Origin of the sequence: Psychrobacter fjordensis (assembly GCF_904845995.1) — a bacterium.
GTDB classification, from domain to species: Bacteria; Pseudomonadota; Gammaproteobacteria; order Pseudomonadales; family Moraxellaceae; genus Psychrobacter; species Psychrobacter fjordensis.
Genome location: NZ_CAJGYP010000001.1, coordinates 1,201,995 through 1,228,833 on the forward strand (window position 1 = coordinate 1,201,995; position 26,839 = coordinate 1,228,833).

Annotated in this window: 24 protein-coding genes and 1 tRNA gene; 11 read left to right on the forward strand and 14 right to left on the reverse strand. The window is 40.9% G+C overall.

Annotated features, from left to right (window positions below):
• Positions 1-570 precede the first annotated feature (570 nt).
• The 4 genes from JMW61_RS05045 to JMW61_RS05060 form a co-directional block, all read right to left on the reverse strand.
• Complete coding sequence (locus JMW61_RS05045) at positions 571-1,986, reverse strand: GntP family permease (RefSeq protein ID WP_201549835.1); 1,416 nt, start codon at positions 1,984-1,986, stop codon at positions 571-573.
• A 1,124-nt stretch (positions 1,987-3,110) separates the two neighbouring features.
• Positions 3,111-3,824: a hypothetical protein gene (locus JMW61_RS05050; protein WP_201549836.1), complete on the reverse strand. Its 714-nt coding sequence runs from the start codon at positions 3,822-3,824 to the stop codon at positions 3,111-3,113.
• Positions 3,825-3,955: 131 nt separating this feature from the next.
• A complete protein-coding gene (locus JMW61_RS05055; protein WP_201549837.1) occupies positions 3,956-5,050 on the reverse strand; it encodes a leucine-rich repeat domain-containing protein in 1,095 nt (364 codons plus the stop codon).
• Between the two features lie 396 nt (positions 5,051-5,446).
• Positions 5,447-5,537 (reverse strand) — tRNA-Ser (locus JMW61_RS05060).
• Positions 5,538-5,741: 204 nt separating this feature from the next.
• Here JMW61_RS05060 and JMW61_RS05065 point away from each other — a divergent pair.
• The 3 genes from JMW61_RS05065 to JMW61_RS05075 all read left to right on the forward strand — a co-directional run bounded on the left by JMW61_RS05065 (position 5,742) and on the right by JMW61_RS05075 (position 7,556).
• Positions 5,742-6,563 (forward strand): DNA/RNA non-specific endonuclease, encoded by an 822-nt coding sequence (locus JMW61_RS05065; RefSeq protein WP_227680926.1) that lies wholly within the window; start codon positions 5,742-5,744, stop codon positions 6,561-6,563.
• Between the two features lie 74 nt (positions 6,564-6,637).
• Positions 6,638-6,913 carry a hypothetical protein gene (locus JMW61_RS05070; protein ID WP_227687360.1) on the forward strand — a complete coding sequence of 92 codons (276 nt, stop codon included), beginning with the start codon at positions 6,638-6,640 and terminating at the stop codon, positions 6,911-6,913.
• A 259-nt stretch (positions 6,914-7,172) separates the two neighbouring features.
• Positions 7,173-7,556 carry a DUF2147 domain-containing protein gene (locus JMW61_RS05075; RefSeq protein WP_110923646.1) on the forward strand — a complete coding sequence of 128 codons (384 nt, stop codon included), beginning with the start codon at positions 7,173-7,175 and terminating at the stop codon, positions 7,554-7,556.
• A gap of 485 nt (positions 7,557-8,041) precedes the next feature.
• Here JMW61_RS05075 and JMW61_RS05080 read toward each other — a convergent pair whose 3' ends face one another.
• The 4 genes from JMW61_RS05080 to JMW61_RS05095 all read right to left on the reverse strand — a co-directional run bounded on the left by JMW61_RS05080 (position 8,042) and on the right by JMW61_RS05095 (position 12,728).
• The gene (locus JMW61_RS05080) at positions 8,042-9,304 is read right to left on the reverse strand and encodes an ammonium transporter (RefSeq protein WP_110923645.1); all 1,263 of its coding nucleotides are present in this window, start codon (positions 9,302-9,304) and stop codon (positions 8,042-8,044) included.
• Between the two features lie 78 nt (positions 9,305-9,382).
• The gene (locus JMW61_RS05085) at positions 9,383-9,721 is read right to left on the reverse strand and encodes a P-II family nitrogen regulator (RefSeq protein ID WP_010197981.1); all 339 of its coding nucleotides are present in this window, start codon (positions 9,719-9,721) and stop codon (positions 9,383-9,385) included.
• 480 nt (positions 9,722-10,201) lie between these two features.
• Positions 10,202-11,056, reverse strand: a complete 855-nt coding sequence (locus tag JMW61_RS05090; protein ID WP_197101967.1) for a universal stress protein — start codon at positions 11,054-11,056, stop codon at positions 10,202-10,204.
• Between the two features lie 172 nt (positions 11,057-11,228).
• Entirely contained in the window at positions 11,229-12,728 is a 1,500-nt protein-coding gene (locus tag JMW61_RS05095) for a SulP family inorganic anion transporter (protein ID WP_197101969.1), read from the reverse strand.
• A 661-nt stretch (positions 12,729-13,389) separates the two neighbouring features.
• On the opposite strand from JMW61_RS05095, the gene murD reads away from it, so the two are divergent.
• Positions 13,390-14,805 carry a UDP-N-acetylmuramoyl-L-alanine--D-glutamate ligase gene (murD, locus tag JMW61_RS05100; protein WP_201549838.1) on the forward strand — a complete coding sequence of 472 codons (1,416 nt, stop codon included), beginning with the start codon at positions 13,390-13,392 and terminating at the stop codon, positions 14,803-14,805.
• A gap of 272 nt (positions 14,806-15,077) precedes the next feature.
• Positions 15,078-16,274 carry a putative lipid II flippase FtsW gene (gene ftsW / locus JMW61_RS05105; RefSeq protein WP_201549839.1) on the forward strand — a complete coding sequence of 399 codons (1,197 nt, stop codon included), beginning with the start codon at positions 15,078-15,080 and terminating at the stop codon, positions 16,272-16,274.
• Positions 16,275-16,399: 125 nt separating this feature from the next.
• On the opposite strand, the gene gluQRS is transcribed toward ftsW, so the two are convergent.
• The 6 genes from gluQRS to JMW61_RS05135 form a co-directional block, all read right to left on the reverse strand.
• Complete coding sequence (gene gluQRS / locus JMW61_RS05110; RefSeq protein WP_201549840.1) at positions 16,400-17,323, reverse strand: tRNA glutamyl-Q(34) synthetase GluQRS; 924 nt, start codon at positions 17,321-17,323, stop codon at positions 16,400-16,402.
• Positions 17,324-17,610: 287 nt separating this feature from the next.
• Entirely contained in the window at positions 17,611-18,048 is a 438-nt protein-coding gene (dksA, locus tag JMW61_RS05115) for an RNA polymerase-binding protein DksA (protein WP_110923638.1), read from the reverse strand.
• A gap of 488 nt (positions 18,049-18,536) precedes the next feature.
• A complete protein-coding gene (locus tag JMW61_RS05120; RefSeq protein WP_201549841.1) occupies positions 18,537-19,385 on the reverse strand; it encodes a metallophosphoesterase in 849 nt (282 codons plus the stop codon).
• Positions 19,386-19,670: 285 nt separating this feature from the next.
• Positions 19,671-20,489 carry a metal ABC transporter permease gene (locus JMW61_RS05125; protein ID WP_201549842.1) on the reverse strand — a complete coding sequence of 273 codons (819 nt, stop codon included), beginning with the start codon at positions 20,487-20,489 and terminating at the stop codon, positions 19,671-19,673.
• Between the two features lie 99 nt (positions 20,490-20,588).
• The gene (locus tag JMW61_RS05130) at positions 20,589-21,332 is read right to left on the reverse strand and encodes a metal ABC transporter ATP-binding protein (RefSeq protein WP_201550369.1); all 744 of its coding nucleotides are present in this window, start codon (positions 21,330-21,332) and stop codon (positions 20,589-20,591) included.
• Positions 21,333-21,494: 162 nt separating this feature from the next.
• On the reverse strand, positions 21,495-22,061 hold the full coding sequence (locus tag JMW61_RS05135) for a transcriptional repressor (protein ID WP_197218056.1): 567 nt from the start codon (positions 22,059-22,061) through the stop codon (positions 21,495-21,497).
• Between the two features lie 168 nt (positions 22,062-22,229).
• On the opposite strand from JMW61_RS05135, the gene JMW61_RS05140 reads away from it, so the two are divergent.
• The 6 genes from JMW61_RS05140 (at position 22,230) to JMW61_RS05165 (ending at position 26,837) form a co-directional block, all read left to right on the forward strand.
• Complete coding sequence (locus tag JMW61_RS05140; protein WP_201549843.1) at positions 22,230-23,114, forward strand: metal ABC transporter solute-binding protein, Zn/Mn family; 885 nt, start codon at positions 22,230-22,232, stop codon at positions 23,112-23,114.
• 265 nt (positions 23,115-23,379) lie between these two features.
• Positions 23,380-23,778 carry an ATP synthase subunit I gene (locus JMW61_RS05145; protein ID WP_197218060.1) on the forward strand — a complete coding sequence of 133 codons (399 nt, stop codon included), beginning with the start codon at positions 23,380-23,382 and terminating at the stop codon, positions 23,776-23,778.
• A 685-nt stretch (positions 23,779-24,463) separates the two neighbouring features.
• Positions 24,464-25,330 carry a F0F1 ATP synthase subunit A gene (gene atpB / locus JMW61_RS05150; protein ID WP_110923631.1) on the forward strand — a complete coding sequence of 289 codons (867 nt, stop codon included), beginning with the start codon at positions 24,464-24,466 and terminating at the stop codon, positions 25,328-25,330.
• A 33-nt stretch (positions 25,331-25,363) separates the two neighbouring features.
• On the forward strand, positions 25,364-25,612 hold the full coding sequence (gene atpE / locus JMW61_RS05155) for a F0F1 ATP synthase subunit C (RefSeq protein ID WP_010197960.1): 249 nt from the start codon (positions 25,364-25,366) through the stop codon (positions 25,610-25,612).
• Positions 25,613-25,729: 117 nt separating this feature from the next.
• Positions 25,730-26,200: a F0F1 ATP synthase subunit B gene (locus JMW61_RS05160; RefSeq protein WP_110923630.1), complete on the forward strand. Its 471-nt coding sequence runs from the start codon at positions 25,730-25,732 to the stop codon at positions 26,198-26,200.
• A gap of 13 nt (positions 26,201-26,213) precedes the next feature.
• On the forward strand, positions 26,214-26,837 hold the full coding sequence (locus JMW61_RS05165) for a F0F1 ATP synthase subunit delta (RefSeq protein ID WP_110923629.1): 624 nt from the start codon (positions 26,214-26,216) through the stop codon (positions 26,835-26,837).
• The last annotated feature ends 2 nt before the right edge of the window (positions 26,838-26,839 follow it).

Here is a 26,839-nt window from a genome sequence, read left to right on the forward strand (position 1 = left end):
CCAAACAGGCTGACAACATAAATGTTTAGATTGGCAGGAATTATTTTAGAATAATGAAGCAAGCCAGCTATATCGTTGGCTTGCTCTAGTCAATCCTCTATAAATTGGGTATGGTGTCAGTCTCGCTTAGCCTACTACTTGTAGTGCTTTCACTCGGCTTCCTTGTATCCAAATCATATTGAACCGACTATATATAACCTAAAGATAGGTCATACGTTAGAAAAAACCTCGCTATTTGTATGAGTATCCAATGCGTACTCTACATTCAACGATATTTGCATAAACTACTGACTAACAAACGTCACTGTCTTAGTCCCATTTGTAGATGGCTGACTTAATATCACTTTGCTTGCTAAGATATCGCCTTTGGCATCGATCTTGTAGCATTCTGATGAAGTGCTTGCCATTACTTACCTATTGACACGAGTCATGCTCAGCTAGAAAAACACATGCCAAGCCTGCTTCTAAGGATATGGTGGAACTGTATTTGAAAGAGTAAACGTAGCTAAGAGCATATGACAAATTTCCATAGTTATCTATAATAACTCCAATAAGTGGCAGTGCTCCTTTCTATGGTATAGACATTAGCTTTTCTCTTAAAAAAGACCCAAATACGGTACCGAGTATGATGACTAGAGTGAGAGCAATTAAAGGAATGACCACAGCAGTAGCAAATATGTCTTTATAGGACTCTCTATGAGTCAAACCACAAATGGTTAGCATTGTTATTATTGCCCCGTTATGTGGTAATGAGTCCAAGCCACCTGAAGCCAAAGAAGCTATACGATGCATCAGTTCGGGGTCAATGTTATATTGTTCTGCCAATTGCATATAGCTTGCGCCCATAATTTCTAACGCTATACCCAAACCACCTGAAGCTGATCCTGTAATACCTGCTAAAACGTTAATCATGATTGCTTCTGATATGAGAGGGTTTCCAGGTGAAATTCCCATGAGAGACTGTTTGATAATCGCGAAACCTGCCAGAGTTGCAATCACGGAACCATAACCCACCTCTGAAGCTGTGTTAAAAATAGGCAGTAAAGATCCGGTAGCGCCTTTGTTTAAACTTTCTGCCACACTATCTATTCTTTTGAAACTCGAAGCAATCACAAATATACAAGCTAAAAACAACGATAAAATAATGGCCCATATACCAATAACTGAGCTTAGCGTTACCCCACCAAACTTTTCGTCAGCTAAGTAACTGTTGTTCCATAACGGTATTATGATTTTTGAAAAAGCATAGTTACCTATTATCACAATGAGAATAGGCGATAATGCGAGCCAAAAATTGGGTATGTCGATACCTGAGTGAGGCTCTTTTTCATTTAACGTATGATTTCCATAACCTTCATTGTTTGCACTTGCAATACGCGTTTGGCGATTCATCCACAACATACCTCCGCCTAGCATGACTATCGAGGCAATAATGCCTAAACCAGGAGCTGCAAATGCATCGGTCTCAAAATAAGGCATCGGTATAACATTATGAATGGCAGGTGAACCTGGCAATGCCGTCATGGTCAAAGTTAGGGCACCGATGCAGATGGCTCCAGGTATCAGTCTTTTAGGTATGTTTGTCTGCTTAAATAGGGCGGCAGCAATGGGATATATTGCGAAAGTAACGACAAAGGCTGACACACCTCCATAAGTTAAGATTGAGCATGCTAAGACGACGGCTAACAAAGCATGTTTGTCTCCCAGTTTATCCACTATGTTACGTGCGATGCTATAGGCGTAACCAGAATCTTCCATCAACTTGCCAAAAATCGCACCTAAGATAAATAGTGGGAAATATTTCACAGCAAAGCCTCCAAGACCCTGCATAAATACTTCAGTATAAATCCCCATGGTTTGACTGCTATCGCCACTTAAAACAACAGCTACAATAGCGAGTAAGGGAGCCAAAACTAATACGCTAACCCCTCTATAGGCAAAATATATCAAAAGTGACAAAGACAAAAAAATAGCAAAAATGCTCATAGTTTCAATTTCCTTCCATGGAAAAATACGCTTTAAATTATAATTTGTGAATCAGGTGATCCTTCTTATAAACAGAATTTAGTCTAGTTTTTATTAAATAATACTTTCTAGAGTCTTCTCAGTAGTTGCTATTTAGATGGTGAAATATCGTCATGAATGACAAATGAATAAAATTACCTTATGTCATAGTGTAAAGGGATAGGTACTGATATCTAAGCATTTTGCAGATAGAATATTGCGATTAATGCTTAATATATTTAAGATATTGAATGCAACCTGACTTGTTCTCTCTATCCAAGAGTATTCAGAGCAACAAATACTTATAGCTATGGCCTTGTAGCGAAAGCTAATGCTATTTGATTGATCGATACTTGAATATTTTTAGCTTGTAAGAGCGAACCTAGGGAATGATTGTTCATAATAGCTATCCTTAGCATGAACCAAATATGACTAATACAATTTTCATAGATGAGGTTATGTGAGAGCATCAAGTCATTATCTGCTACCCATCTACGAATATAAATAAAACGATACATTATGTATCAAGTTAAAATCTAACAGACATGTAAATAAATATCAACTATTAAATCTTAATAGTCATTAGAGGGTCCTAGCGGTTTACTCTGAAAAGTAAGATGACGTTATGCTGAAGAAGTGGTAGTGATAAGCTTGGTTAAATAATGATGTGATGATGAGGGTGTCATGGCTAATGAGACGTACAGTTATAGTTCGGAGTTCAAAGTAGAAGCCGTCAAAAATATAGTAGTCAACAATGCTAATTTGAGCGCAACGGCTCGCAGATAGGAATAGCGATGTAAATGTTATTTAACTGGTAGACAAATAAAATGATGAAAATCTTGTCGATAATTGGCACAGAACAGTATCTTCCTAAGATTGTTACCGCTCTTAAAGAAGTAAAGTGTCTCAAACGATAGCTTAAAATGATCTAAGACGACCATGCGATTTTAAAATTGATGAAGCTATTTGCTGCTATTGATAGATAGCAGCAAATAGCTTTAATATTGGCTTGCTCTATAACCTAACGACAGGTCATACGCTAGAAAAATCTCGCTATGTGTATTAGTATCCAGTAAGAAATCTACATTCAACGATATGCGTATAAACTACTGACTGGTAAATACCACTGTCTTCGTACCGTCAATAGATGGCTGATTTAGAGTCACTTTGCTCGCTAAGATATCGCCTTTGGCATTGATCTTGTAGCATTCTGATGAAGTGCCTATAGGATCAGAGCTAAGTAATAAGTTTTTTGAGTTTTCTATACAGAGCCATGCTGTATTATTGGTGTCTCGCGTAAGAGCCCAGTCTTGCTCGTACGACCCTATTTTTTTATGCATACTGCTATCCGCATAGACGGTTTCAGTCATGAGCTTACTTGAGTCGCCGACGGTAGCCATCTTAGGAATGATGGTTGTCTGGTTCGATAGTGAGTATTTGCCCGTACTATCCGTAAAACCATGGAACACTAGTGGATTCAGGGTAAAGTAATTGATCGCGACTGACTGATCAGTGATTCGATTATTTACTTTATTAATGGTATTTACTTCGGCACCTTGCACCGATTTATTATTAAATTGAATACTGCCCTTAGGCGTGATTTGAATGTCCGCTGAGGCACTTTGATTGCCTACAATAGCAACCAGTTTTTCACTCCGTTGTTTGGTATAGATGTTGAACATAGCAGTCTCAACGGGGTATTGCGTGACAACTTTATCAATGTCGTTATTTTGATTATTAACTGTTGTCCCACCACTTATGCCACTAGCACAAGCGCTTAATCCCAGCCCTGCTGCAATACACAATCCTAGTGCTTTCATGGTTTAATTCCTTTATTTTATTTAAATAAGTGTGATAAGTATGGGCGGTTTATACGGATTTGACCACAGGTATCAATCTTTAAATGTGACTTTGGTTTGTACCTTTAATCGGTTTAGAAAAGGCAATTTATTTAGTAGAGATTCTTACTTAATAAGCCGCTATCATCGTAAATACACAAGTCGCTATTGTGCTTAATACTTTCCGGAAGCTGTTTAATTCTATTACCTTTAAGGTATAGAGTTTTTAACTGGCTCAAATGTCCGATACTCTCAGGCAGTACACTCAAACCGTTATCGGAAAGATCAAGTATTTCCAAACGCCTAAGTTGTCCGATGCTTATGGGTAATTCACTGAGCTTATTGCTGCTAAGCACCAGTTTAGTCAAGTTACCAAGCTGTCCGATACTTTCAGGTAGCTCACTGAGGTTATTGTTATCAAGATTCAGTATCTCTAAACGATCAAGCTGTCCAATGCTAGTGGGTAATTCATTAAGATTATTATCGCTGAGAGTCAGTTGAGTTAGGCTGTTAAGCTCACCAAAGCTTTCGGGTAATGCACTGAGTTCATTGCCACTAAGGGTTAGTGTTTCTAAGTTGCTAAGCTGACCAATACTCTTAGGTAATGCGCTCAAATGGTTATTAGCAAGCAATAAATAAATTAAGTTATTAAGCTGTCCGAAGCTCTCAGGTAATTCATTAAGAGTATTACTACCAAGCGTCAGTTGAGCTAAGTTCTTAAGCTGCCCAATACTTTCAGGTAGTTCTTTGAGATTGTTGCCAGTGAGACCAAGTTGAGTTAAGTTACTAAGCTGTCCGATACTTTCAGGTAGTGCTTTAAGACTATTGCCATTAAGACCAAGTTGAAGTAAGTTTTGTAGTTGTACAATGCTTTCAGGTAACGCCTTAAGCTGGTTATAATTTAGTTCAAGCGTATCTATATAACTAAGCTGCCCGATACTCTCAGGTAGTTCAGTAAAACCTTGAGCTTCCAAAACGATACTTTTTAATGCTAGCAAAGCTTTTTTATCACGCGGTATAGCTTCATCATTAATGTCAAAACTATCTGCCCAACGCCAAATTTTCTGTATCCAAGTATCATCGAGTGCTAATTGACTGGCTTTACGCTCAGTTATGATTGGGTTGAGCTCATCATAGTTTTTACCAAATGCTGTGAGCGCTTGAAGGTTGACTATTATTTGATCGGTATCATTACCATTTTGAGACATCGTCTTTCCCAATATTGCTAGAGCACGTTAAGGCTTTATTTTGATTAAATCATATCATTTATCGTTAGTGACAAGCTAATTGATAGGAATCAATAAAATACGCATTTATTCATTCAATAAGCGTTCTACTGGGGTTTAGGAGTAATGCCAAAGGCGGTTGAGCTAAAGTATCAGCAGTTTTTAGATGGGTTTGACAGTAAGCATATATTTATGGCCTGTATTACTTCGAAATCAGCAAAAAGAGTGAAGAAATAAATGAAGTTGAACAGGAATATTTCGGACAGCAGTAGATAATAAGTAGAGACTGAAAGTCTTACTTTTAAAAGGTTTAAGGGGTGTTTGAGATAGTGTCGAACAAGATGTGGAAACTGATGCTTTGATTAAGCAGAATAAGATTGGCGGTGAAGGAGGGATTCGAACCCTCGATACGCTATTAACGCATACACACTTTCCAGGCGTGCGGTTTCAGCCACTCACCCACTTCACCGTTTTTTGACTGGCTCAGTATAGCGGATACCATTTAAAATGTCACCAATTACACCTTATCTTTCTTTATTTGTAGACGCCTGCTAGGATAGCGTATCCGTAATAACAAGCATAGATGGTTGAAAGTTAAATGATAAGTGTTGGTAGGCTCAAATATACTCTCAAAAATAGCATAATAATGACCGTTGCGACGGTTGCCATAAGCATGACTTCAGCAAATGCTGATGATTTTACTCAGTGTAGTGAGTCTTTTTATGGAGGTGTTTACCCAGAATTTACCAATGACAAGCTCAGTAATAAGACACAAGAGCTATGCATGGACGGCTTTGCGGTTATGTATTCAGGCGTATCGCGCACACCGTTATGGTCGGCAGAGCATCTAGATCGCAAGCGCTTACAGCAAGCCAAAGAGATTGATCGTGAAGACAGTTTTCATGAAGAAAGCAAATTGCCAGAATCCGCACGTGCCTCATTATCTGACTACTCAAAGTCTGGCTATGATCGCGGACATTTAGCACCCAATGCCGATATGGCCAATCGCAGCCAACAATATGACAGCTTCAGTTTGGCCAATATTGCCCCACAGTCACCTCGTAATAATCGTTATATTTGGCGTAATATTGAATCAGCAACTCGATATCTGACGCAGCAGTATGGTGAAGTCTATACGATTACAGGGGTTTCATTTACGAATAAAAAAACCAAGCAGCTCGCTGATCGTGTGCTTGTACCCAGTCATTTTTTCAAAGCTGTCTATATTCCAGCTACCAATCAAGCAGGCGTCTACTACGCACCAAATGATGAGTCGGAGCGTATAGAAATTATTAGTATTGATGAGTTGGCTAGCGAAATCGGTATCGATGTCTTACCCATGCTGGACTCTCAGACTAAAAAACAAGCATTCGATTTGCCACTGAAAGCGGGTGAAAGCTCTGATTTACCTGCTGATGAGCCAACAGAAGAGCCTACTTGGATGCTATTTGTTTGGGCGATTATTGAGTGGCTGTTGGGTCAGCTACAAGCATAGAGATTTATATGTGAATGTAGACAATGACTGAAAGCGAGTGATACTAAGAAATAATGTAAGATGCTATTAATAGGATGGATGACCAAATGATTGAACCCTTTGCTAACAATCATCAAAGTATGCAGATAGGTGAGCTTGTAATTGAAAATCAAAAAGATAAAATTATCATTTATGGCGATCTTGATCTGACTTTAGATGTATCTGGATATGAGCAAGCCCAACAGCTACATGCATTGACCACCAAAATTATACAAGCTTTTGAAGTTGATGACACCTATAGTAAGAATGACAGTAAGTCAAAAGAAAAGGATGACCAATTGGGCAAAGATATAGATAATCCATTTCTATAACTCTTTGATATAGTTTTGTTTTTACAGAAATAATAAAGTGTAAAAAAACTACTAGGCAAAGTCCAAAAATTGCTTATAATGAATTAAGACATTGCTTATGTCACTCAAAGCTTTGAAGGGGCTGATAAGCAATGGTAGTAATCGGCTTTCAATTAGTATGAGATCGTCAAGCTTGTAATAAAGTATTCTAGCAACGGATAAGCATGGAATATCAGAAACATAATGTTTCGAGTAATCATTGTATGAAGGGAGTCAATTTATGAAATTATTTACAAAAACCGCTTTAGCAGTTGCAGGTATCAGTCTAGCCACTATGGCGTTTGCCGCTGATCCACTCGCCAATACAACTTGGCAGACCTTTGATGAAGGTAAACCAAAAGGCACAGTGAAAATTACTGAGTCAAATGGTGTGCTAACAGGGACACTTATCGCTACCAACTCAGCAACAGGTAAAAAGCACGTTGGTATGAAAGTCATTAAAGGTCTAAAAGCTGATGGTGGTGGTAAATATAGCGGTGGTACGATTACTGATCCTGAGAAAGGTAAAGATTATCGTATGACAGCTAGCTTAAATGGCAGTACCCTGAACCTAAAAGGCTATATTGGTCCATTCTCACGCAGTCAAACATGGAAAAAGAAATAACCTAATATAGTTGTTCTTTTATCAATATTAATTTTGATCAAAAAAATCCCGCATTACCGAAAGGCATCGCGGGATTTTTAATGCCTATAGTTTAGTATGGTTTCAAAGTATTTATCTTACAAACTCTGAATAATCTTTCATACCACATTCTGCTATATCTGCACTTTCGTACTCATCTTCTTCAGAGAGACGTAGGCTAATAACTACTTTGATAATTGCCAAAACGATACTAGGGCATGTCCTCAATTCAATCGATGGTAATCTAAATGGGTTAAAAATGGCTAAATCTTGCCAAACAGCGTCAAATAGTTAACTAATATCTCGATATTACCTGCACTATTTTCCTTGTTTGACTGCAACTTATCTCATTTCTACCATCATTTTTGAAATGAGGACACACCCTAATTTTGATCAAAAAAATCCCGCTTTACCAAAAGGTATCGCGGGATTTTTAGTGCTTATATCTTAGTATGGTTTCAAAGTACCTATCTCACGAACTCTGGATAAGCTTCCATACCACATTCTGCTATATCTGCACCTTCATACTCATCTTCTTCAGAGAGACGTAGGCCAATAACTGCCTTGATAATTGCCCAAGCGATTAAGCTAGCAACGAATACCCAAACAAAGATGGTAGCTGCACCAGCAATCTGACCGACGAATGATGCCGCTGGATTGGTAATTGGTACAATAAGTAGACCGAATAGACCGACTACGCCATGAACTGAAATAGCACCGACTGGATCATCTATTTTTATTTTATCTAATGCTAAGATAGATAGCACAACGATAACGCCAGCGATTAAACCAAATAGTGTAGCTTGTAATGCAGATGGAGTAGAGGGTTCTGCCGTGATAGCGACTAGCCCTGCAAGTGCACCATTTAAGAGCATTGTTAAGTCAGCTTTGCCAAAGATGATGCGTGCTATTATTAAAGCACCAATTGCACCGCCTGCTGCTGCTGCATTGGTATTCAAAAAGACCATCGCAACTGAGTTAGCACTGGCGATATCGCCAAGCTTTAGTACTGAACCGCCGTTGAAGCCGAACCAACCCATCCATAATATGAGCGTACCAAGTGCTGCTAATGGTAGATTGGCACCTGGAATGGCACGTATTTCGCCATTAGGGCCATACTTACCTTTACGCGCACCTAACAGTAGTACACCTGCCAATGCAGCCGCAGCACCCGCCATATGAACGATACCAGAACCTGCAAAATCAGAGAAGCCCATATCACCTAAGTTGAACATGCCAAATACATCATTTCCGCCCCACGTCCAGCTGCCTTCTAGTGGATAAATGACACCAGTCATCACCACGGCAAACAGTAAGAATGACCAAAGTTTCATGCGCTCAGCCACAGCCCCTGAGACGATAGACATACAGGTTGCAACAAATACTACTTGGAAGAAAAAGTCAGACGCAGCAGAGTAGACAGAGTCACCGTCAAAGCCGTTTTCAGCTGATGCTGTCAAAGCCTCTTCTACTAGTGTGTCACCACCTGCGATACCACTCAAAAACAAATCACCGCCATACATAATGGCGTAACCGCAAATCATGTACATAGTACAAGCGGTCGCAAAAAGTGCGATGTTTTTGGTTAAAATCTCAACGGTGTTTTTTGAACGAACTAGGCCAGCTTCTAACATAGTGAAGCCCGCTGCCATCCACATGACTAGCGCCCCACATATCAAAAAATAAAACGTATCAAGTGCGTACTGGAGCTCGAAGATTTGATTTTGCATATTAATTCCCCCTTGAATTGATGCAATACAGCTTATCGGTGTGATCTATAATTTTTGTTTATAGTTTGGTCATATGCTTTAGATAGCGTCAGGACCCGTCTCGCCTGTACGGATACGAATGACTTGTTCAAGAGCGGTGACGAAGATTTTGCCGTCTCCAATCTTGCCAGTGCTCGCAATGCGAGTGATTGCTTCGATAGCAGGTTCGACCATCTCATCGATAACAGCCACTTCGACTTTTACTTTAGGTAAAAAGTCCACCACGTATTCTGCGCCACGATAAAGTTCTGTATGACCTTTTTGGCGACCGAAACCTTTAACTTCAGTAACGGTGACACCTTTAACACCGATGTCAGAAAGCGCTTCACGTACATCATCGAGCTTAAACGGTTTTAAGATCGCAGTGATTAGCTTCATAAAATATTCCTTATTTGTGTGATGCTGCAGATAGATAGAGGCATTGTGGTACATCGTATCTCTGCCTTGCTTATCATAAGTTATTCAAGAACTGTGCCAATTTACTCAAGGGGGATAGGTAAGATTGGAACTTTGTGCTCAAAAAACTCACGTTCAGGGCAAAGAGTAATGACTATGCTAACACGGTAAGCACTGTCATTATGGGTATAAATGGCCTGTATAAACCTTTAGCGTTGAATCAACGAAAACTTTATTATAACCAACTTTTTAGGTGCTTGGGGAGGCTATCCATGTATTTCATGTGATGATTTGCTAAATTGATTTAATGTGTGGAAATGCATTGAGAGCTAGATGGAGAGAAGTATTAGAGAGTGTATTGATATATAGCAGAGCTGGGCGGCAGAGCCTGGTATTAGTACTCATGCTCTGCATCTAACAAGATAATAGTAGCCGTGTAGTGGGCTACAGGCTAGTTTGAGCCTACGCTTTAGGGAATAGCAGATAAGGTGTTTTAGTACTGCCTAAGAGCTTTTTGGTATCGCTACCTTGTAACAACGTGCGGATGCGAGATTGACCAAAGGCACCTGTCATTAGCAGTCCGATATCATTTTCATTCTGATAATAATGTAGAGCAGCTGTGACATCACGGCAGTCTAGTAACGCTTTTTTAGATTTAATACCTGCTTGTTTGAGACGCGCATAAGCTTCACGTAGGGCATCACAGTTTTCTGAGTTTTCTTTGCCGATCATGACAATATGCACAGTTAATGCACGTACAAGCGATGTTTTGCAGAGCCAATTGAGCAATTTATGCGACGTTGGACTATTATCGAATGCAAATAACGCAGTAGTAGGGGGCAAAAATGGTGCATGAGTCACCAAAATGGGGCAGTGGCTAACTCTAACCAGCTGGCTCAAGGTTGCTTTGCAGGTAACATTATGGCCTATAATAATGAGTTGCGCTTTATCGTCAACATAATCGATACTCTCATTGAGGTTTTCGTGCCGATGCAAGGTATACGTTTTCAGCTTCTTACGCTGTTGCTCACAATAGGTTGTGGCTTGATGTAGCAATAACTTGCCTTGTGACTTTAGCTCACAGTTACTCAAATGCTCTTTGGTTGTGAATTGTTCGAGCAGCATGTTTTCATCATCGATGTTTAAACAGCCAGAATAATTCACCGCCGCTTTTTGTTGTAAGCTCGGTACAGAGTGCAACAGTCCGATAGGCGCTTGTAGGCGAGTCGAGGCCCACATGCTTGCCTCTAATACGGCTTGCACATGATCAGGGCAGTCTAAGCAGGCGATTACGCTATCTGGTTTTAAATTACTCATAAGACCACCACATCATTCTAATGAAAATACAGCTGCTTGGTTCAAGAATTGGATGGTAATGCTGACACCCAATTCCCTCAACCACTGCAGCTGTGTATTAAACTATTTATTCAATTGTCTATTTAGACGCTATCAAGCAACGCCAGCATTTATCATGCAGACGCAGCTTTACTTAATCCAATAGGCCAATATCTCGGCGATCATGGACAGAGAAGCGATCAATCAGTGTTCGACTTGCATTGTTGAGTCCAACCACTTTGACATCAATACCTTCACGTTGCAAGCGCATGACCAGCTTGTCCAAGGTATCTACGGCACTGACATCCCAGAAGTGTGCTTGGCTAACATCGATTTCAATGCTGTCTAGTGCTTCTTTGGTATCAAAGCTACCTAAGAATTGCGTAGTAGATGCAAAGAATACTTGTCCTTGCACATAATAATAACGGGTGTTGCTGCTATCATCATACTCACTAAAGATGGTTAAAAATTGACCAATCTTATTGGCAAATGCTAGGGCAGATAGTAGAACGCCCACGCCCACACCATAAGCTAAGTTATGCGTGAATACCGTCGTCAAAACAGTCGCTAGCATGACAATGTTAAATGACATTGGGTGCGTTTTAAACTCACGAATTGACTGCCAATTAAACGTCCCAATAGACACCATAATCATTACAGCGACCAACGCTGCCATTGGAATTTGGCTGACCCATTCACTTAAGAATACAACCATGATGAGTAGGACAACACCTGCCATCAAGGTAGACAGGCGCGTGCGTCCGCCAGATTTGACGTTAATCATCGACTGACCAATCATTGCACAGCCTGCCATGCCACCAAAGAAACCAGACACGACGTTGGCAATACCTTGACCACGGCATTCTTTATTTTTATCACTTGGCGTATCAGTCAATTCATCAACGATAGTCGCTGTCATCATAGATTCTAATAAACCGACAACGGCCAACGCGATAGAGTAAGGAGCAATAATCAGTAGGGTTTGTAGATTCAATGGAATGTCAGGCAATAAAAACATTGGCAATGAATCTGGCAAATCACCCATGCTACCGACGTTGCGAATATCGAGATTCATATACATCGCGACAGCCGTCAAGCCCACGATACAAATCAGTGGTGAAGGGATGATGCGACCGATTTTAGGGATAAGTGGAAACAGGTAAATAATCCCCAAGCCCGCTGCCGTCATGATATAAACCGTCATGCCAACACGTTCAGTCATGGGATTAAGCTCAGGAATCTGAGCCGCGAATATCAATATAGCCAGTGCATTGACGAAGCCGATGACCACTGAGCGAGAGACAAAGCGCATTAAATTGCCAAGCTTTAGTAAGCCCATCACAACCTGAATACCGCCACATAATAAGGTAGCGGCCAGTAAATATTGCAAACCATGATCGGCGACTAAGTCGACCATCACCAGTGCCATGGCGCCTGTGGCCGCCGAAATCATACCCGGACGGCCACCAACGAAACTAATCACGACAGCGATACAAAATGAGGCATATAAGCCAACTTTTGGGTCAACACCCGCGATAATAGAAAAAGCAATAGCTTCAGGAATCAGTGCCAATGCGACGACCAAACCTGATAAGACGTCACCGCGAACGTTGGAAAACCACTCGTCACGTAAGTTATCAATAAAAGATGTCATAAGTAAACTGCGTAGGGTTAGAGGCAAAAAAAGTAATCATTACTCATTAATAAAATGATCGCGTCGCTACAAAAGTAGCTATCCATCTTTCTTTTACCACGACACGCATTGCATCATGTGGTGGCATTGAATTATTAAAGGTCGATAATAAGTATGTCTACTGATTTATGATTGGTATCACTAATACGCTCACCAATCACTAATACGATGATAAATTCAGTGAGATTACCTAAAAAATATTTTTTAAAATAGGTTGCGTAAAATAGCACCTAAAATAATGAATAGAGTCAGTAATGACTTTGTGCGGTAGAGGGTGGTAAATAATCTGTCAAACAAACATTGTCGCTTGATAGAGCATGACCGCAACACCAATCTCTGTTAAAGATAAGTGACAATCACACGCGAATAGCGCGTTAACTGTGGCAACATGCTAAACTAAAATGCTTGGGGGAATACCCAACCACTCATAGCTCAGGACGACTATTATAGCACTAGCCACTTAATATAAAAACAGGCGCATAATAGCATAAAGTCATAAAAAACCAGTACCGAAATCTGAACGATACCGTTATCATGCTTCTCATCTTGAAGGCATTATTTGGACTCTTTATAGATTAGGTCTGGTTGATGCCATTTTGCTCGTAAAATAGAAGGAATATATATGACCACCAACACTGCAACAGATGCCTTACTTCATAAAGGCAGTGGTCTACAAGTCGTGGTTGGCTTGGGGCAATCTGGTCTATCCGTTGCGCGCTATCTGGCCAAGCAAGGCTATCAGGTAGCAGTCACTGATGCACAAGAAGCACCTACATTAGCGGACCAATTACCAGCTGAAGTTGATATCCGTCAGTTCGGTGCAATCGATGCCGAGCTCTTACAGCAAGCAGCACGTATCATTATCAGCCCTGGTATCTCTTTGGCTACCGAAGCCGTTGCTGCTGCACGCCAAGCTCACATTCCAGTGGTCAGTGATATTCAGCTATTCTGTGAAGCTTGTACGGTGCCTATCGTGGCTATTACAGGCTCTAATGCTAAAAGTACCGTGACCACGTTGGTCGGTCAAATGGCCGCAGATGCTGGTGTCAATGTGGGTGTCGGTGGCAATATTGGCGTGCCAGCGCTCACGCTACTTGATAATCCTGAAATGGCATTAGCTGTACTGGAATTATCTAGTTTTCAGCTAGAGACCGTTACCAATTTGGGTGCGCATGTAGCCACGGTTCTCAATATGTCGCCTGACCATTTAGACCGTCATGGCGATATGTTGGGTTACCATCAAGCCAAGCACCGTATTTTTCAGGGTGCTAAGTCCATCGTTATTAATCGTGAAGATGCACTGACGCGCCCGTTAGTCGCTGATAATTTAACCAGAGTAAGCACAGGTATTCATGCTCCTGATAAAGGGCAATATGGTCTTATCATTAATCCTGAAGGTCATATTTATCTTGCTCGTGGTACAGAATTGCTACTGTCGGCAGACAAACTGTTGATTAAAGGTCGTCATAATTTGCTCAATGCACAGGCAGCCTTAGCCTTAGGCGAGCTTGCTGGTTTACCACTTGATAGTATGCTAGATACGTTACAGCACTTCACTGGACTTGAGCATCGCTGTGAATATGTCGCTCATGCTGCCGATATTGATTATTTTAATGATTCCAAAGGTACCAATATTGGCTCAACCATGGCCGCAATCGAAGGGCTAGGTGCGGTCTATGCGCCAAAAGACGGCAAGCTAATATTGATTTTGGGTGGACAGGGTAAAGGTCAAGCATTTGGCGAGCTGACGCCATTCATTAATCAATATGTTAGCCAAGTGCTCTTTATCGGTGAAGATGCTCAGCTAATTGAGCAACATCTGCGTGCGGCGAAGATTAGTGCTGATGTGGCATTAAATCAGTGCCAAACGCTAGAAAAAGCTTTTGCCACGATTCAGCAGGTGACATCAAGCAGCCTATCGCAAGTACAAGCAGTGCTACTGTCTCCTGCTTGTGCCAGCTTTGATCAGTATAGTGGCTACGCTGCTCGCGGTGAGCATTTTAGTCAATTGGTCAGCCAACTTGAATGTGTGCAATGAAATTAGCATAAAGGCTAATTGGCTTGATACCTAACTGGCTTGATAATTAGTTGTTCTGAGAATAAACAACAATATTGAATAATAAAACGTTATTTAGTTGGTGTTTATTCTCAGAAAGCATTTTCTATATAAATGATTGTTTTGCTTATAGATTGCTGCTACTGTCAATCATAACCAGACAAGTGATTTGTTTGGTATTATCTTCTTCATATTTTTTAAACGGTGGCGTTTCATAGACGCCGTGTTTTTCGTTCGTTAGTGTATATAAAATTATGGCGTTCCCTTCTTTTTTTCGTTCCTCGTCCCAACCAAAACAAGCCGCTGGCTCTGATGGTATTCTTTCTATGCCGTCAGCACGTGCTGTTTTGATATCGAGCGTCGGCTGTATGCTGGTGCTCAGTTTACTAATGGTCGCTTCTGCTTCTATTCCTTTTGCGCTCAGTCGCGGTATGACAGAGCTGTACTTTTTTAACAACCAACTGCTGTATATGACGATTGGTCTGGTTATCGCGTCTATTCCTTATTATAGCGTGTCCTTACGAACACTATATAAGACCGAAACTCAATTTATGCTACTCGGTATTACGGGCGTGCTATTAGTAGCAACCTTGTTTAGTACGCCTATTAACGGCTCTAAGCGCTGGTTGAATTTGGGTGTGTTTAACTTTCAGGTAGCAGAGCTTGCCAAGCTAGTCATGATTGTCTTTGTATCTGACTTTGTGGTGCGCCGTTCTTTTGAGGTTCGTAATGGCTTGGATGGCTTTTTACGAATCATGCTAGTTGTCGCGCTCATTACCATGCTGTTGTTATCGCAGCCAGATTTTGGTTCTTTTGTCGTGATTTTGGGCACCATCTTTGCGATATTTTATATCGCTGGCGCACCTTACAAGCACTTCTTAGCATTGGCAGCGGCTGCTGTTGGTGGCGCAGTATTGATGGTCACGACAGCGCAATATCGATTGGTACGTGTGATGTCGTTCATGGATCCGTTCGATGACGTGCAAGACACCGATTACCAGTTAGCACGCAGTTTGATTGCTTTTGGTCGTGGGCAGTTTACGGGTGTTGGCTATGGTGAGAGCGTACAAAAATTATCGCATTTGCCAGAGGCACACACGGATTTTTTACTAGCAATTACGGGCGAAGAGTTAGGTTTTGTTGGGGTCACTATGGTATTGGTGCTCGAAGCACTGATTATCGGTAGTGCGATGCGTATCAGTTATAATGCGTTAAAACGTCGGCAGATGCGTATGAGCTATACGGCATTCGGTATTGGCGTGGTGTTTATTGCACAGACGATTATTAATGCAGCGATGAATATGGGCGCGATTCCGACCAAAGGTTTGACCATGCCATTCTTTAGTTATGGTGGCTCATCCATGTTGATTAGCCTAGTGATGGTTGCGTTATTATTGAAAATTTATAAAGAAAGCCCTGAGATCGAAAAAAGCCAGTGTCGTTATTATTAGCATTTTATGATTATGTATAATATTTAATAGCATGCTGCTCAATAACAAGGTACTTAATAACTAGTGTCTGGTTTCCTTTAAAAAAGCGTCGCTAATGAGTGGCGCTTTTTGTTATCTACTTTTTATCAGTTAGATAAATTTAACTGTTGCTTGCTCTGTAGTGGGGTATTGTCCCATTGCGCAATGGCTTGCTTGAGCATGTTTTCAGGGGTATCTCTGTCTACGACGGGTTGTTGTAATAATTTTAGTGCATGAGCGATTAATTGACTTGGATTGCGTGTATCAATAGGTTGTGCAAGGTTTTGTTTGGAGAGTTTTTGTCCATCAGGATTGCATATCAACGGCAAATGATACCAGTGGTCGATAGCGGGTAAGTGAGCAGCATTCATGATGCTGATTTGTGCTGTGGTCATGGGTAATATATCCAAGCCACGCATGATGTGGGTAACTTGTTGTAGACCATCATCGAGACTCGCAGCCAAAATATAATTGATCATGCCATCTTGGCGACGAGCCACCATGTCGCCTAATGTCTGCTGAGGGTTATCCCATTGCATTCCTTGAATACCATCATTGAAGCCAATCCTATAGTCTGGTAGCTGAATGCGTAGTTTATGCTGCTGTCTATCAAGGTCAGCGGCGACACAGCAGCGTGGATAACGCTTTCTATTTGGCTGGTTTTCATTATGAATTTGGCTCTGTTCTTCTTTTGCCCAATATTGCTCTAAGCCTTTACGTGAGCATTGGCAGCCATAAGTGAGTGGATGCAGGGCAGAGTTTAAGTAATCATTATAGATATCAATACGCTCAGATTGATAAATGACATCGCCGTCCCAGTGTAGGCCAAGCGCTTCTAGATCAATCAAAATTTGCTCAGTGAACTGTTGATCGCAGCGCTCAGTATCGGTATCTTCAATGCGCAGTAGCCATTGACCACCCAGTGATTTTATATGGCAGAAGCTGGCAAGTGCTGTCGTTAAAGAGCCAAGGTGCAGCTCACCAGTGGGTGAAGGTGCGAAACGGCCGATAGGCTGAGAAGGAGTAGGCATAGGAATCTTGATCGTTTTTAAAATAAGTGGTTATCGATGATAGCGTTATTCAAATAGAATAATAAAGTTAGGTCAAAAAAGATATTTATTAAATGAGATGATTTGTTAGAGGTGTTACTTCTAAAAATAAAATTGATTTTTTAACACTTATCGTTAGGGGCTATATTTATAGATTGATTAAAGGTTATTCAACATAGAAACGATAGCCTAAAACGCAACGAGCGACCAATAATATGGTCGCTCGTACTTAAATATGGTCTTCTTATGCTTGATTGAAGCTATCTTATCTAAGCGCCTTGGTTCTGACGTTCTTTGATTTCAGATAGCGTTTTACAGTCGATACACTGAGTCGCTGTTGGGCGTGCTTCAAGACGACGCAGACCGATCTCTACACCACAAGTCTCACAAAAACCATAGTCATCATTTTCGATTTCTGACATAGATTTATCAATTTTGCGAATGAGTTTGCGTTCACGGTCACGCGTACGCAAAGCCAGGGCAAACTCTTCTTCTTGGGTCGCGCGATCATTGATATCTGGCATGGCACTTGACTCATCTTGGATATAAGTCTTGGTACGATCTGCTTCGCCAATCAGTTGGTTTTTCCAGTCCAATAAAATCGCTTTAAAATGCTCTAGCTGAGCATCAGACATATACTCTTCGTCTTTGGCTGGCACATAAGGAGTAAACTTCACTTCACTCGGATTCGTGGTCACGGTGCTCATATGGGTATCCTACTTTTTCAAATTAATTCAATAAAACGACGTATCAACAGATAAGACGTTATTAATTTTACGAACGCTATAATGCTTTCCATTTATAAAACGTTTTACCACTTGGTAACACAAGTAACACAGCTGATCTAATGGTATGGCTATCTTGCTATGCTGACATCAACATAGCGATGGTCAAATATATGGTTACGCTTATCTTTATTTAAATAGTCTTGTTTAAAAAATACTGCAAACCACTGACGGTTAAAACCTCAATCATGGTCGACTTAGCCATCCTAGCCATTATGATTGTACCTAATGGTAGAGGTTAGGCAGTCTTCATTTTATAAGTTGTATCATTGTTTCTAATAATAATGAAGTGATTTTTTATACTGGCAGCTATTTTACTTCGATATCCACTTCATATTAAGGTGGTTAATGTTAGCTAAATGCTTAATACATAAGGGTTAAAACTATTTTTATACCAGTAATTATGGCCATCAAGTATCCAGTCTTTCAACCCAGCTTGCAACCGTTCCATTGTTGGCTAATTGCAACCAGCGGTAACCAGGACGAGCGTCTTCATCGTAAGCAAAGTCATCTTCGTTGGGCATGAACTGATAGCAGGTTGAGGGTGTTGTATAGACAGAAACGCCTTGACGATAGCGAACTTGGTCTTGGTGAATATGTCCACTAATGACTACTTTTAGATGCTCAAAAGCTAGCATATGCTGCCAAAAATCTTCGCTATTTCCTACCATGTGAGCATCAATCCAGGCAGAGTCTACCGGTATAACATGATGGTGTAGAGCGATTAGCGTAGGCTTATTACAGGCATTGAGTCTTTCACATAACCAGCTCATGTCGGCAGGCGTTATTTCGCCTGCTACCTCACCACTAATGGAGGAATCTAGCAGCAGTAACTGCCAATGGTCAGTTTCAATAATATGTTGACTCAATAAACGAGGGTCAGCAGGTTGAGCAACCAATGTGCGCTGCAAAAATGGCAAATGACAGCCAATTTCATCAGTGACGTCATGATTACCAGCAATACAAGCAAAAGGAATGTTGGTCGCTTGTAATACCTTAAAGATATGGTCATAAATCGTAGGTATGATTTTATTGACCAAGTCACCTGTCACGAGAATGAGATCGCAGCGAATATCTTCATTCAACGCTTGTTGAAGCACCTTCTCAAAGCTATGCTGATAAATGGCGGCTTCATCATTATCAATATTATCGTTATCTGTAATAAAAGCGCTAGGTGTCAATAAGTGTAAATCGGTGACTTGTAAGATATTAACTTGCTCATCTAGCGTACTGATGCTACTGATAGTATTGCTTGGCATTGGGTCAGTCCCTTATTAAAGCAGAGCAATTGACGCTGTCAACATGACCATAAGTAAACGAGTCACTATTATCTGTTTTCACTACTTTTTCCATCGTATATGATATTTAATCGCAGTTACCACACTATATTTTCAATAGCTATTATAGGCAGCTTTCTATTATTAATGATACCAATAGTGTCGAGGCAAGTTTATAACATAAAGTAAAACAAAGCTCTAGCAATATTAATCAAATAAAGTTGAATAATTGAGCAAGATCGCTTTTATGTGGTGTTTTATAGTCTGCTAATGGCGCGCCATCCAAAATTTTGAGGTTATCACCTTTGATAAAATCAGTGCCAAAAAAAACAAAATGGCCAATATCAATACAATAGATAGTCCAGTCTGAATATCTAGCCAAATGCTGCCCCAAACTCCTAAAGTAACACCTAACTGAGCGATAACTAAAGATATAATGACCATTTGTTTTGGTGATGTCACCCATAAGCGTGCGGTTAGTGCTGGCAATACCAACAACCCACTAATGAGTAAGCTGCCGACTGCCTGTAGCGCAACAGCACAGAACCCTGCCAATATCCCCATAAAAAATAATCGCTGGCGTGTCGGATTGATACCTTGAATACGTGCCAGTGCTTCGTGAGTTGCCAGCTTAATTTGCGCTGGCCATATATAGCGTAGTAAGCCCAAACCCACTAGTACACTACCCGCAAGTAAAGGCAAATCAGCCCAATCTAGCTCCAATAAATTACCAAATAAAAAGCCTAATACATTGGCTTGCTGATCTGTCAGCTGGGTTAAGGTCAATAATCCTAAACATAATAATGAGACAGCCACCACCGCCAATACGGCATCCGCTGGTAGGCGTTCATCATCAATTAATACCAGTCCTAACACTACCGCAATGCTGACTAACAAAACACCAATGCCCATCGGTAGTTGCCACCAAGCAGCTAAGGCCACACCAAGTAAAGTGCCATGTGCCAGAGCATCAGCAAAAAAGGCCATACGGCGCCACAATACCAAACACCCTAATGGTGCTGATAGTAGTGCTAAAATACTGCCAGCAATCCAAGCAGGAGCAATAATGGCTAACCAAGTGGTCATAATAAATATCCGTAAAATTTTTATAAAGGCATGAGACAGTATCAGTAAATATCAAAAATATTTGGCTAGATATAGCCATCATATATTTGGTTTTGATGATTATGGTTCGAGCTCGTTTGGTGCGTGATGCTGGCAAGCATGTGGCTGATGCACATAAGGTTGCTCATAATAATGACCAAATAGCTTTTTAAATTCGGTGCTAATGGCCAGCTCGCTTGGCTGCCCCTCGCAGCAGATATGTTTGTTGAGGCAAATAACACGTCGACTACCTCTCATTACCCAATGCAAATCATGGGATATCACTAACATGGCACAATGTAAGAAGTCTGGTAGCTTGTCGATGAACTGATAGAGCCAAACCTCAGTATCAGGATCAAGCCCTTGCATGGGTTCATCCAAAATCAATAAATTGGGTTTATCCAATAAGGCTCGGGCTAATAAGACGCGCTGTGTTTCGCCACCTGACAAATGCAGCATCTGCCGTGATAGCAAATGCGTCAATGCTAAATTATCAAATATGAACTGGCGCTGCTCGTCGGTTAAACGCTTTTTATTTGCTTGACCCAGTAGGTCACTGACTCGCAAGGGCAATATAGGCGGTACGGTAAATCGCTGCGGCACATAGCCAAGTTGTAGTGGCTGATGCGCTGTGATGTTGCCCTTCGTTGGATCAATCAAACCTAAAATAAGTTTAACCAACGTTGATTTGCCAGCGCCGTTAGGTCCCACCAGACTTACCGTCTCATTGACCGCAATGTCAATATCGATGTTTGAAAGGATACGTTGCTGTCCAACATGGTAGCTGATATTGCTTAAGCTCAGCAGCTGGTTGGTATCTTTCATAGGACGGTTATCAGCAGTAGGGGAGAGCGGCTGATTAGATATTGAAGTAGATGGGCTCATAATATGACAACGAATGGATAAGTAAAAGATAGAAATAATAAAAATATTGCTATTAAAAACCAATAAAAAAGTACTAAAAATAGTGAAAACAAGACTGATAGGTTATCGGCAAGCTTGGCATCGACCACTAAGTTCAATAACACTGTTCTCCACAACAAACCCAACATCTTGCTCAGCAAAGCTCATCATCTCTCGTACTGGCAAGCTGCTGCATTCTTGTACCCGCTGGCACTGACCACAGATTAAAAAAGCCGCCGTATGTTGCGCTCTTGGATGACAGCAAGGAACATAAGCATTGATAGACGTTAATTGATGAATCAAACCTTCGCTCAATAAAAACTCCAAGCTGCGATAGACCGTTGGTGGGGCGACGTTTTTGTTGGTTTGTTTTTTTGATGAGGACTTTTTTGAGTCAGCCTCTTTATTATTATCATCACTGCTCTGAGAATCTGACAGGCGCATATTCTGTAATAGAGTGATTAGGTCATAGGCACCGATGGGCTTATTGGCTTCTAATACCAACTGATATATTTGCTGACGTAAGGATGTAAAGCGCGATCCATTTAAACGGCATCGCTCTTTTGCTTCGGTTAAGCGCTCGACAACATCATGCGGCGTAAAGTCTTGCGCATCATGTAGATGTTCACAATCTGATGAGTGGATAGACATGGTGCAGACTCCTAAAAATAAATGGCTGTTTTATTATATTTTTTATTGTTATAGTATAACATAATAAAACGAAGAGAAGATAAGCTGTCTTATGTTATCTACTGTATCGTAACTCTTCATTAAACATGATATCTCAATACCATCACTCATATACCAAAGACACCTACTATGAACTCAGCTTTCAATCAGTTACTACGTCCAATCATCAAGATAAAACGTCTGCTAGTTTCTGGAGCACTACTAGGATTTTTAACGCTAAATGCTCAAGCAGCAACCGTTAGTGTGAGCAACTATCCGATGTTTTTACTCAGTGAAGCGGTGACTGAAGGAACACCATCCGCCAATAGAATTTTACAACCAGGTGATGTAGGGCATCATGGAAGTGTCAGTCCAAGCGATATTAAAGCGATTAAAGACAGTAAGTTCGTCGTTTGGTTTGGACCTTCATTAGAAAACAGCCTGACTGGCAGTTTAGAGACAGCCCCTAATGCCATTGCTATGTTTGACTTTAAAGCCTTCAACCGCTATTCACTTCGTGATGTGAAAGGCGCGCCGATTGCAGGCACGCTTGATCCGCATATCTGGCTAGATCCTGAAAATGCCAAAGCCATTACTCGTGCATTGGCCGTGATACATAGCCGTGCTAATCCAGAGTACGCAAGCACTTATCAAGCCAATGTTAAAAAATTCGCTGCTCGTATGGATACAGCAGTTGCCACTATACAACAAGCTTCGCAGAAAAACCGTCCTTATTGGGCTTATCATGATGCCTATCAATATATTGAAAAAGCTGCGAATATCGAGCTAGCAGGTAGCTTAAGTCCAGACCACCATATTTCTCCAAAAGCCAGTCAGTTGCGTTGGTTAAATGAGAACCGTCCTGTTAAGCAAATGTGCATGGTTAATCAAGGCGTCGTTTCTAAAGGACTGCTTGCTAAATTACAGCCAATCAGTACTTCTGTACAAATCGAAGACATGAGCGACAGTCAAGACTTTGTAAAAGGGTGGACGAATATGGCACAGCAAATTAACAATTGTGTGGATGGTAAGTAGGAATAAATCGAAGTATTCTTCAAATAAATGTTACCATGCCTCAAACTAAGTGCTTTGAAATGAAGTTTAGCCTAGTTTGAGGCGTGTTTTCACGCTAAATAGTTGACAAATTTCATATTATGCTTGCTTAAAACTCACATGCTCCTTATAATAAGTGGCGTTTAATTTTGGTTGAAAGGCATTACCTGTAGAGTGAGCGATTCACGGATAAAAGTGTCAAAAGGATACTAGATTATCCCAATATTGTAAGGCTATAGGAATACCGATGACCAAGCCTGCCAAACGCACGCAGAAAGATAAGATTGGTATCTATATCAAACGCCAAGCATGGATATTGTTTATCCTGATAATTGTTGTTTGGATTCTAGATGCTATTTGGTTAGATAGTGAGCTTACTGTAACGAAAAGCGCCGCAATTGGTGCGTTGCTAAGTTTTACTACTCAAGCCGTATTTGCTTTTTTTATCTTTTGGCATACTGGATATCGCGCACGCCAACATATTGTTAGCCAGCTATATCGAGGGCAGATGGCCAAATGGCTATTAGCCGTGTTAGGTTTCGCACTAATTTTTATTACCGTACAACCCCTATCTGCGCCTGCGCTGTTTATCGGTTTTATGGTAATGCAAATTAGTCACAGTTGGATGTTGTGGCATATACGCTAGGGTTAATCATATAACTATTTATATGGTTTTGTGATTAATAACGCTATGCAAGCCACCCTGCCGTCCAGCTTCTCTATGACTAGTTTTAAAAAGTCAAAACATACAAATCTGTCTTATGACAGCGCTAGTGACTATAAAAACTGTGGTATAAGTGTTCTAAATGAATGTAGCATTTAAGAATGCGGTGATAGGGTAGGGCAAGTTTCGCTATCGTTATCATTTGTAATTAAATTATTACAATTAAATTACAGCCGTAAAGCTATATTGGTAAACGTTAAGCGTTGCTAACTTATTCATACAACGGATAAAAAAGTGACAATTGACTTTACACGAATACAACGCTGCATTAATATAGGCAGCTAAATATTTTGCTTACAAACCTTGTATAAGGCGCCAGTCGTGGAACACGACAGTAGGCGAGCACATATATAATAATTTTTCGTACACATGCAAGGGCTATTACTGATTCATCATAAGCCCTTTTTTGATAGCTAAATTTCATTTGTAGCTATTGAGTTGCGCACTAGTAATAGAACTATGGGTTGGATGTTATTGATTACATGAGCACGTTAGCATGAATTATTTGCTTGCTTATAAGCACATCAAATAAAACACTAAACCTCATCAGATGACAACCATATTTTTGGTAGTTGATTAAATCGTTGATTAATAAGAAGCTTACATTATGGCATCCGAGCAAACATCATCAGAATATATCTCTCACCACTTAACGAATTGGACGTACGGCTATCTGCCGGGCGAAGGTTGGAAAGTTGCCTATACTGCTGAAGAAGCAGGGCTAATGGGCTTTAAAGCTATCCATCTTGACTCTATGCTATGGTCAATTGGTCTGGGCATTCTATTTTGTACCATCTTTTGGATGGTTGCCAAAAAAGTCACTTCAGGCGTGCCAGGTAAAATGCAGGCAGCAGTTGAATTGATCGTTGAGTTTGTTGATAACAACGTTCGTGATTCATACAGTGGTACATCAAAACTGATTGCACCATTGGCGTTGACCATCTTTGTTTGGATCTTTTTGATGAACTTGATGGATTTAATACCTGTCGACTTCGTTCCAGGTATTGCGGGACAAATTGGTGCTGCAATGGGCCATGATCCACATCATGTTTTCTTTAAGATTGTTCCAACGACTGATCCTAACATCACGCTTGGCATGTCGTTCTCTGTCTTTGCACTGATTATCTTTTATAGCATTAAAGAAAAAGGTTTGGGCGGCTTTATCGGTGAATTAACACTACATCCGTTTGGCGCCAAAAACCCAATCGTACAAGCGATTTTGATTCCCATCAACTTCATCCTAGAAGCAGTTACTCTAATAGCCAAACCTGTATCACTTGGTTTGCGTCTATTCGGCAACATGTATGCTGGGGAATTGATTTTCATACTGATTGCTCTAATGCCGTTTTGGATTCAATGGGCGTTATCGGTACCGTGGGCTATCTTCCACATCTTAGTTATTACACTTCAAGCGTTCGTATTTATGATGCTGACGATAGTTTATATGTCGCTCGCATCATCAACTGAACATTAATTAGACATTCAATAGGTAAATGAGGATACATCAATGGATCCAGTATTAGGTGGTTACACAGTTATCGCAGTAGCGCTACTTATCGGTCTTGGCGCACTTGGCACAGGTATTGGTTTTGCTATTCTAGGTGGTAAATTCCTAGAAGGCGTAGCACGTCAGCCAGAACTAGGCTCACAGCTACAAACTCGTATGTTCATCGTAGCAGGTCTTCTTGATGCTATTCCGATGATCGGTGTTGGTATTGCTATGCTATTGTTATTCGCTAACCCTCTAGCAGGTTAATCAGAAAGCTCAGTTGTAAATGTTTGGTAGTCAAAGTTTGTATCTTAACCATAGCCAAAGTTTGGCTGTCAAATATGATCAATGAAACTGATTTTTCATTAACAAAGAGGTGATCACGTGAATATCAATTCTACCCTCATCGGTCAAGCCATTGCTTTTGCAATCTTTGTGATGTTCTGCATGAAATTCGTGTGGCCACCACTTATTGGTGCCATCAATGAGCGTCAGCGTAAAATTGCTGAAGGCCTGAATGCCGCAGAAAAAGCAAAAGCAGATCTGGCGACCGCGGAGCAAGATGTCCAGCAGGAGCTTACTCTTGCAAAGACTAAAGCTGCTGCTCTAATCGAGCAAGCGAACAAGAGTGCCAACCAGCTTGTCGAAGATGCAAAAACGCAGGCCCAAGTGGAAGGCGAGCGCATTCGTCAACAAGCGCAAGCGTCTATCGACCAAGAAATCAATCAGGCGCGTGATTCATTACGTGCTCAAGTTGCTGAACTGGCCGTACTTGGTGCAGAAAAGATTTTGCAAGACAAAGTCGATGTGCAAAAACATGCCAGTATGCTAGACCAACTGGCGGCGAAGCTGTAACTGTGAGGATATAATGGCTGACTTATCAACCTTAGCACGACCCTACGCTAGAGCCGCGTTTGACTATGCCAATGAAAACGGGGCCGTAGACGAGTGGGAAAATTTCTTGTTTATCGCTGGTGCAATTGTCAATGACAAAGCGTTTCGTACTTGGCTAGAAAATCCAGCTGTTACGGCTGAGCATAAGTCAGCTGCTTTGGTTGATCTTTATGACTCACAAGTGGCTGGTGATAACGACTCTGCTTTTAAACAGCTATTAGGTGAGAACAAAGGTTCTCGCTACGGTAATAGTATTAGCTATCCTAAAGTATCACCAGCGCTCAATAATTTTATTAAGCAGCTGGCAGAACAAGAGCGTCTGGCGCTGCTTCCTGAAGTTTATGAGCATTATCGTCATCACAAGGCAGTAAGCTTAAAGCAGCTTGACGCATATGTGACTTCTGCTTATCCATTAACGGATGACCAACGTCAAATGATTCAAACACGTCTCGCCGCTTCGCTAAATGCTAGTGTGGTGATTCACGAATCAGTTGATCCAAGTCTATTGGCAGGTGCTACGATCAAAGTCGGTGACAAAATCATTGATGATTCGATGCGCGGCAAGTTACAACAGTTAAAAACACAGCTAACTGCCTAATG

What these genes read in the sequence shown, in the direction of transcription:
- gluQRS (WP_201549840.1), bottom strand. Translation starts at nt 17,323, where the DNA reads ATGCCTACTCCTTCTCAGCCTATCGGCCGTTTCGCACCTTCACCCACT.
- JMW61_RS05135 (WP_197218056.1), bottom strand. Translation starts at nt 22,061, where the DNA reads ATGTCTATCCACTCATCAGATTGTGAACATCTACATGATGCGCAAGAC.
- JMW61_RS05085 (WP_010197981.1), bottom strand. Translation starts at nt 9,721, where the DNA reads ATGAAGCTAATCACTGCGATCTTAAAACCGTTTAAGCTCGATGATGTA.
- JMW61_RS05125 (WP_201549842.1), bottom strand. Translation starts at nt 20,489, where the DNA reads ATGACCACTTGGTTAGCCATTATTGCTCCTGCTTGGATTGCTGGCAGT.
- JMW61_RS05075 (WP_110923646.1), top strand. Translation starts at nt 7,173, where the DNA reads ATGAAATTATTTACAAAAACCGCTTTAGCAGTTGCAGGTATCAGTCTA.
- JMW61_RS05045 (WP_201549835.1), bottom strand. Translation starts at nt 1,986, where the DNA reads ATGAGCATTTTTGCTATTTTTTTGTCTTTGTCACTTTTGATATATTTT.
- JMW61_RS05070 (WP_227687360.1), top strand. Translation starts at nt 6,638, where the DNA reads ATGGATGACCAAATGATTGAACCCTTTGCTAACAATCATCAAAGTATG.
- ftsW (WP_201549839.1), top strand. Translation starts at nt 15,078, where the DNA reads ATGGCGTTCCCTTCTTTTTTTCGTTCCTCGTCCCAACCAAAACAAGCC.
- JMW61_RS05080 (WP_110923645.1), bottom strand. Translation starts at nt 9,304, where the DNA reads ATGCAAAATCAAATCTTCGAGCTCCAGTACGCACTTGATACGTTTTAT.
- atpE (WP_010197960.1), top strand. Translation starts at nt 25,364, where the DNA reads ATGGATCCAGTATTAGGTGGTTACACAGTTATCGCAGTAGCGCTACTT.
- JMW61_RS05065 (WP_227680926.1), top strand. Translation starts at nt 5,742, where the DNA reads ATGACTTCAGCAAATGCTGATGATTTTACTCAGTGTAGTGAGTCTTTT.
- JMW61_RS05130 (WP_201550369.1), bottom strand. Translation starts at nt 21,332, where the DNA reads ATGAAAGATACCAACCAGCTGCTGAGCTTAAGCAATATCAGCTACCAT.
- JMW61_RS05090 (WP_197101967.1), bottom strand. Translation starts at nt 11,056, where the DNA reads ATGAGTAATTTAAAACCAGATAGCGTAATCGCCTGCTTAGACTGCCCT.
- dksA (WP_110923638.1), bottom strand. Translation starts at nt 18,048, where the DNA reads ATGAGCACCGTGACCACGAATCCGAGTGAAGTGAAGTTTACTCCTTAT.
- atpB (WP_110923631.1), top strand. Translation starts at nt 24,464, where the DNA reads ATGGCATCCGAGCAAACATCATCAGAATATATCTCTCACCACTTAACG.
- JMW61_RS05055 (WP_201549837.1), bottom strand. Translation starts at nt 5,050, where the DNA reads ATGTCTCAAAATGGTAATGATACCGATCAAATAATAGTCAACCTTCAA.
- JMW61_RS05095 (WP_197101969.1), bottom strand. Translation starts at nt 12,728, where the DNA reads ATGACATCTTTTATTGATAACTTACGTGACGAGTGGTTTTCCAACGTT.
- murD (WP_201549838.1), top strand. Translation starts at nt 13,390, where the DNA reads ATGACCACCAACACTGCAACAGATGCCTTACTTCATAAAGGCAGTGGT.
- JMW61_RS05050 (WP_201549836.1), bottom strand. Translation starts at nt 3,824, where the DNA reads ATGAAAGCACTAGGATTGTGTATTGCAGCAGGGCTGGGATTAAGCGCT.
- JMW61_RS05145 (WP_197218060.1), top strand. Translation starts at nt 23,380, where the DNA reads ATGACCAAGCCTGCCAAACGCACGCAGAAAGATAAGATTGGTATCTAT.
- JMW61_RS05165 (WP_110923629.1), top strand. Translation starts at nt 26,214, where the DNA reads ATGGCTGACTTATCAACCTTAGCACGACCCTACGCTAGAGCCGCGTTT.
- JMW61_RS05120 (WP_201549841.1), bottom strand. Translation starts at nt 19,385, where the DNA reads ATGCCAAGCAATACTATCAGTAGCATCAGTACGCTAGATGAGCAAGTT.
- JMW61_RS05140 (WP_201549843.1), top strand. Translation starts at nt 22,230, where the DNA reads ATGAACTCAGCTTTCAATCAGTTACTACGTCCAATCATCAAGATAAAA.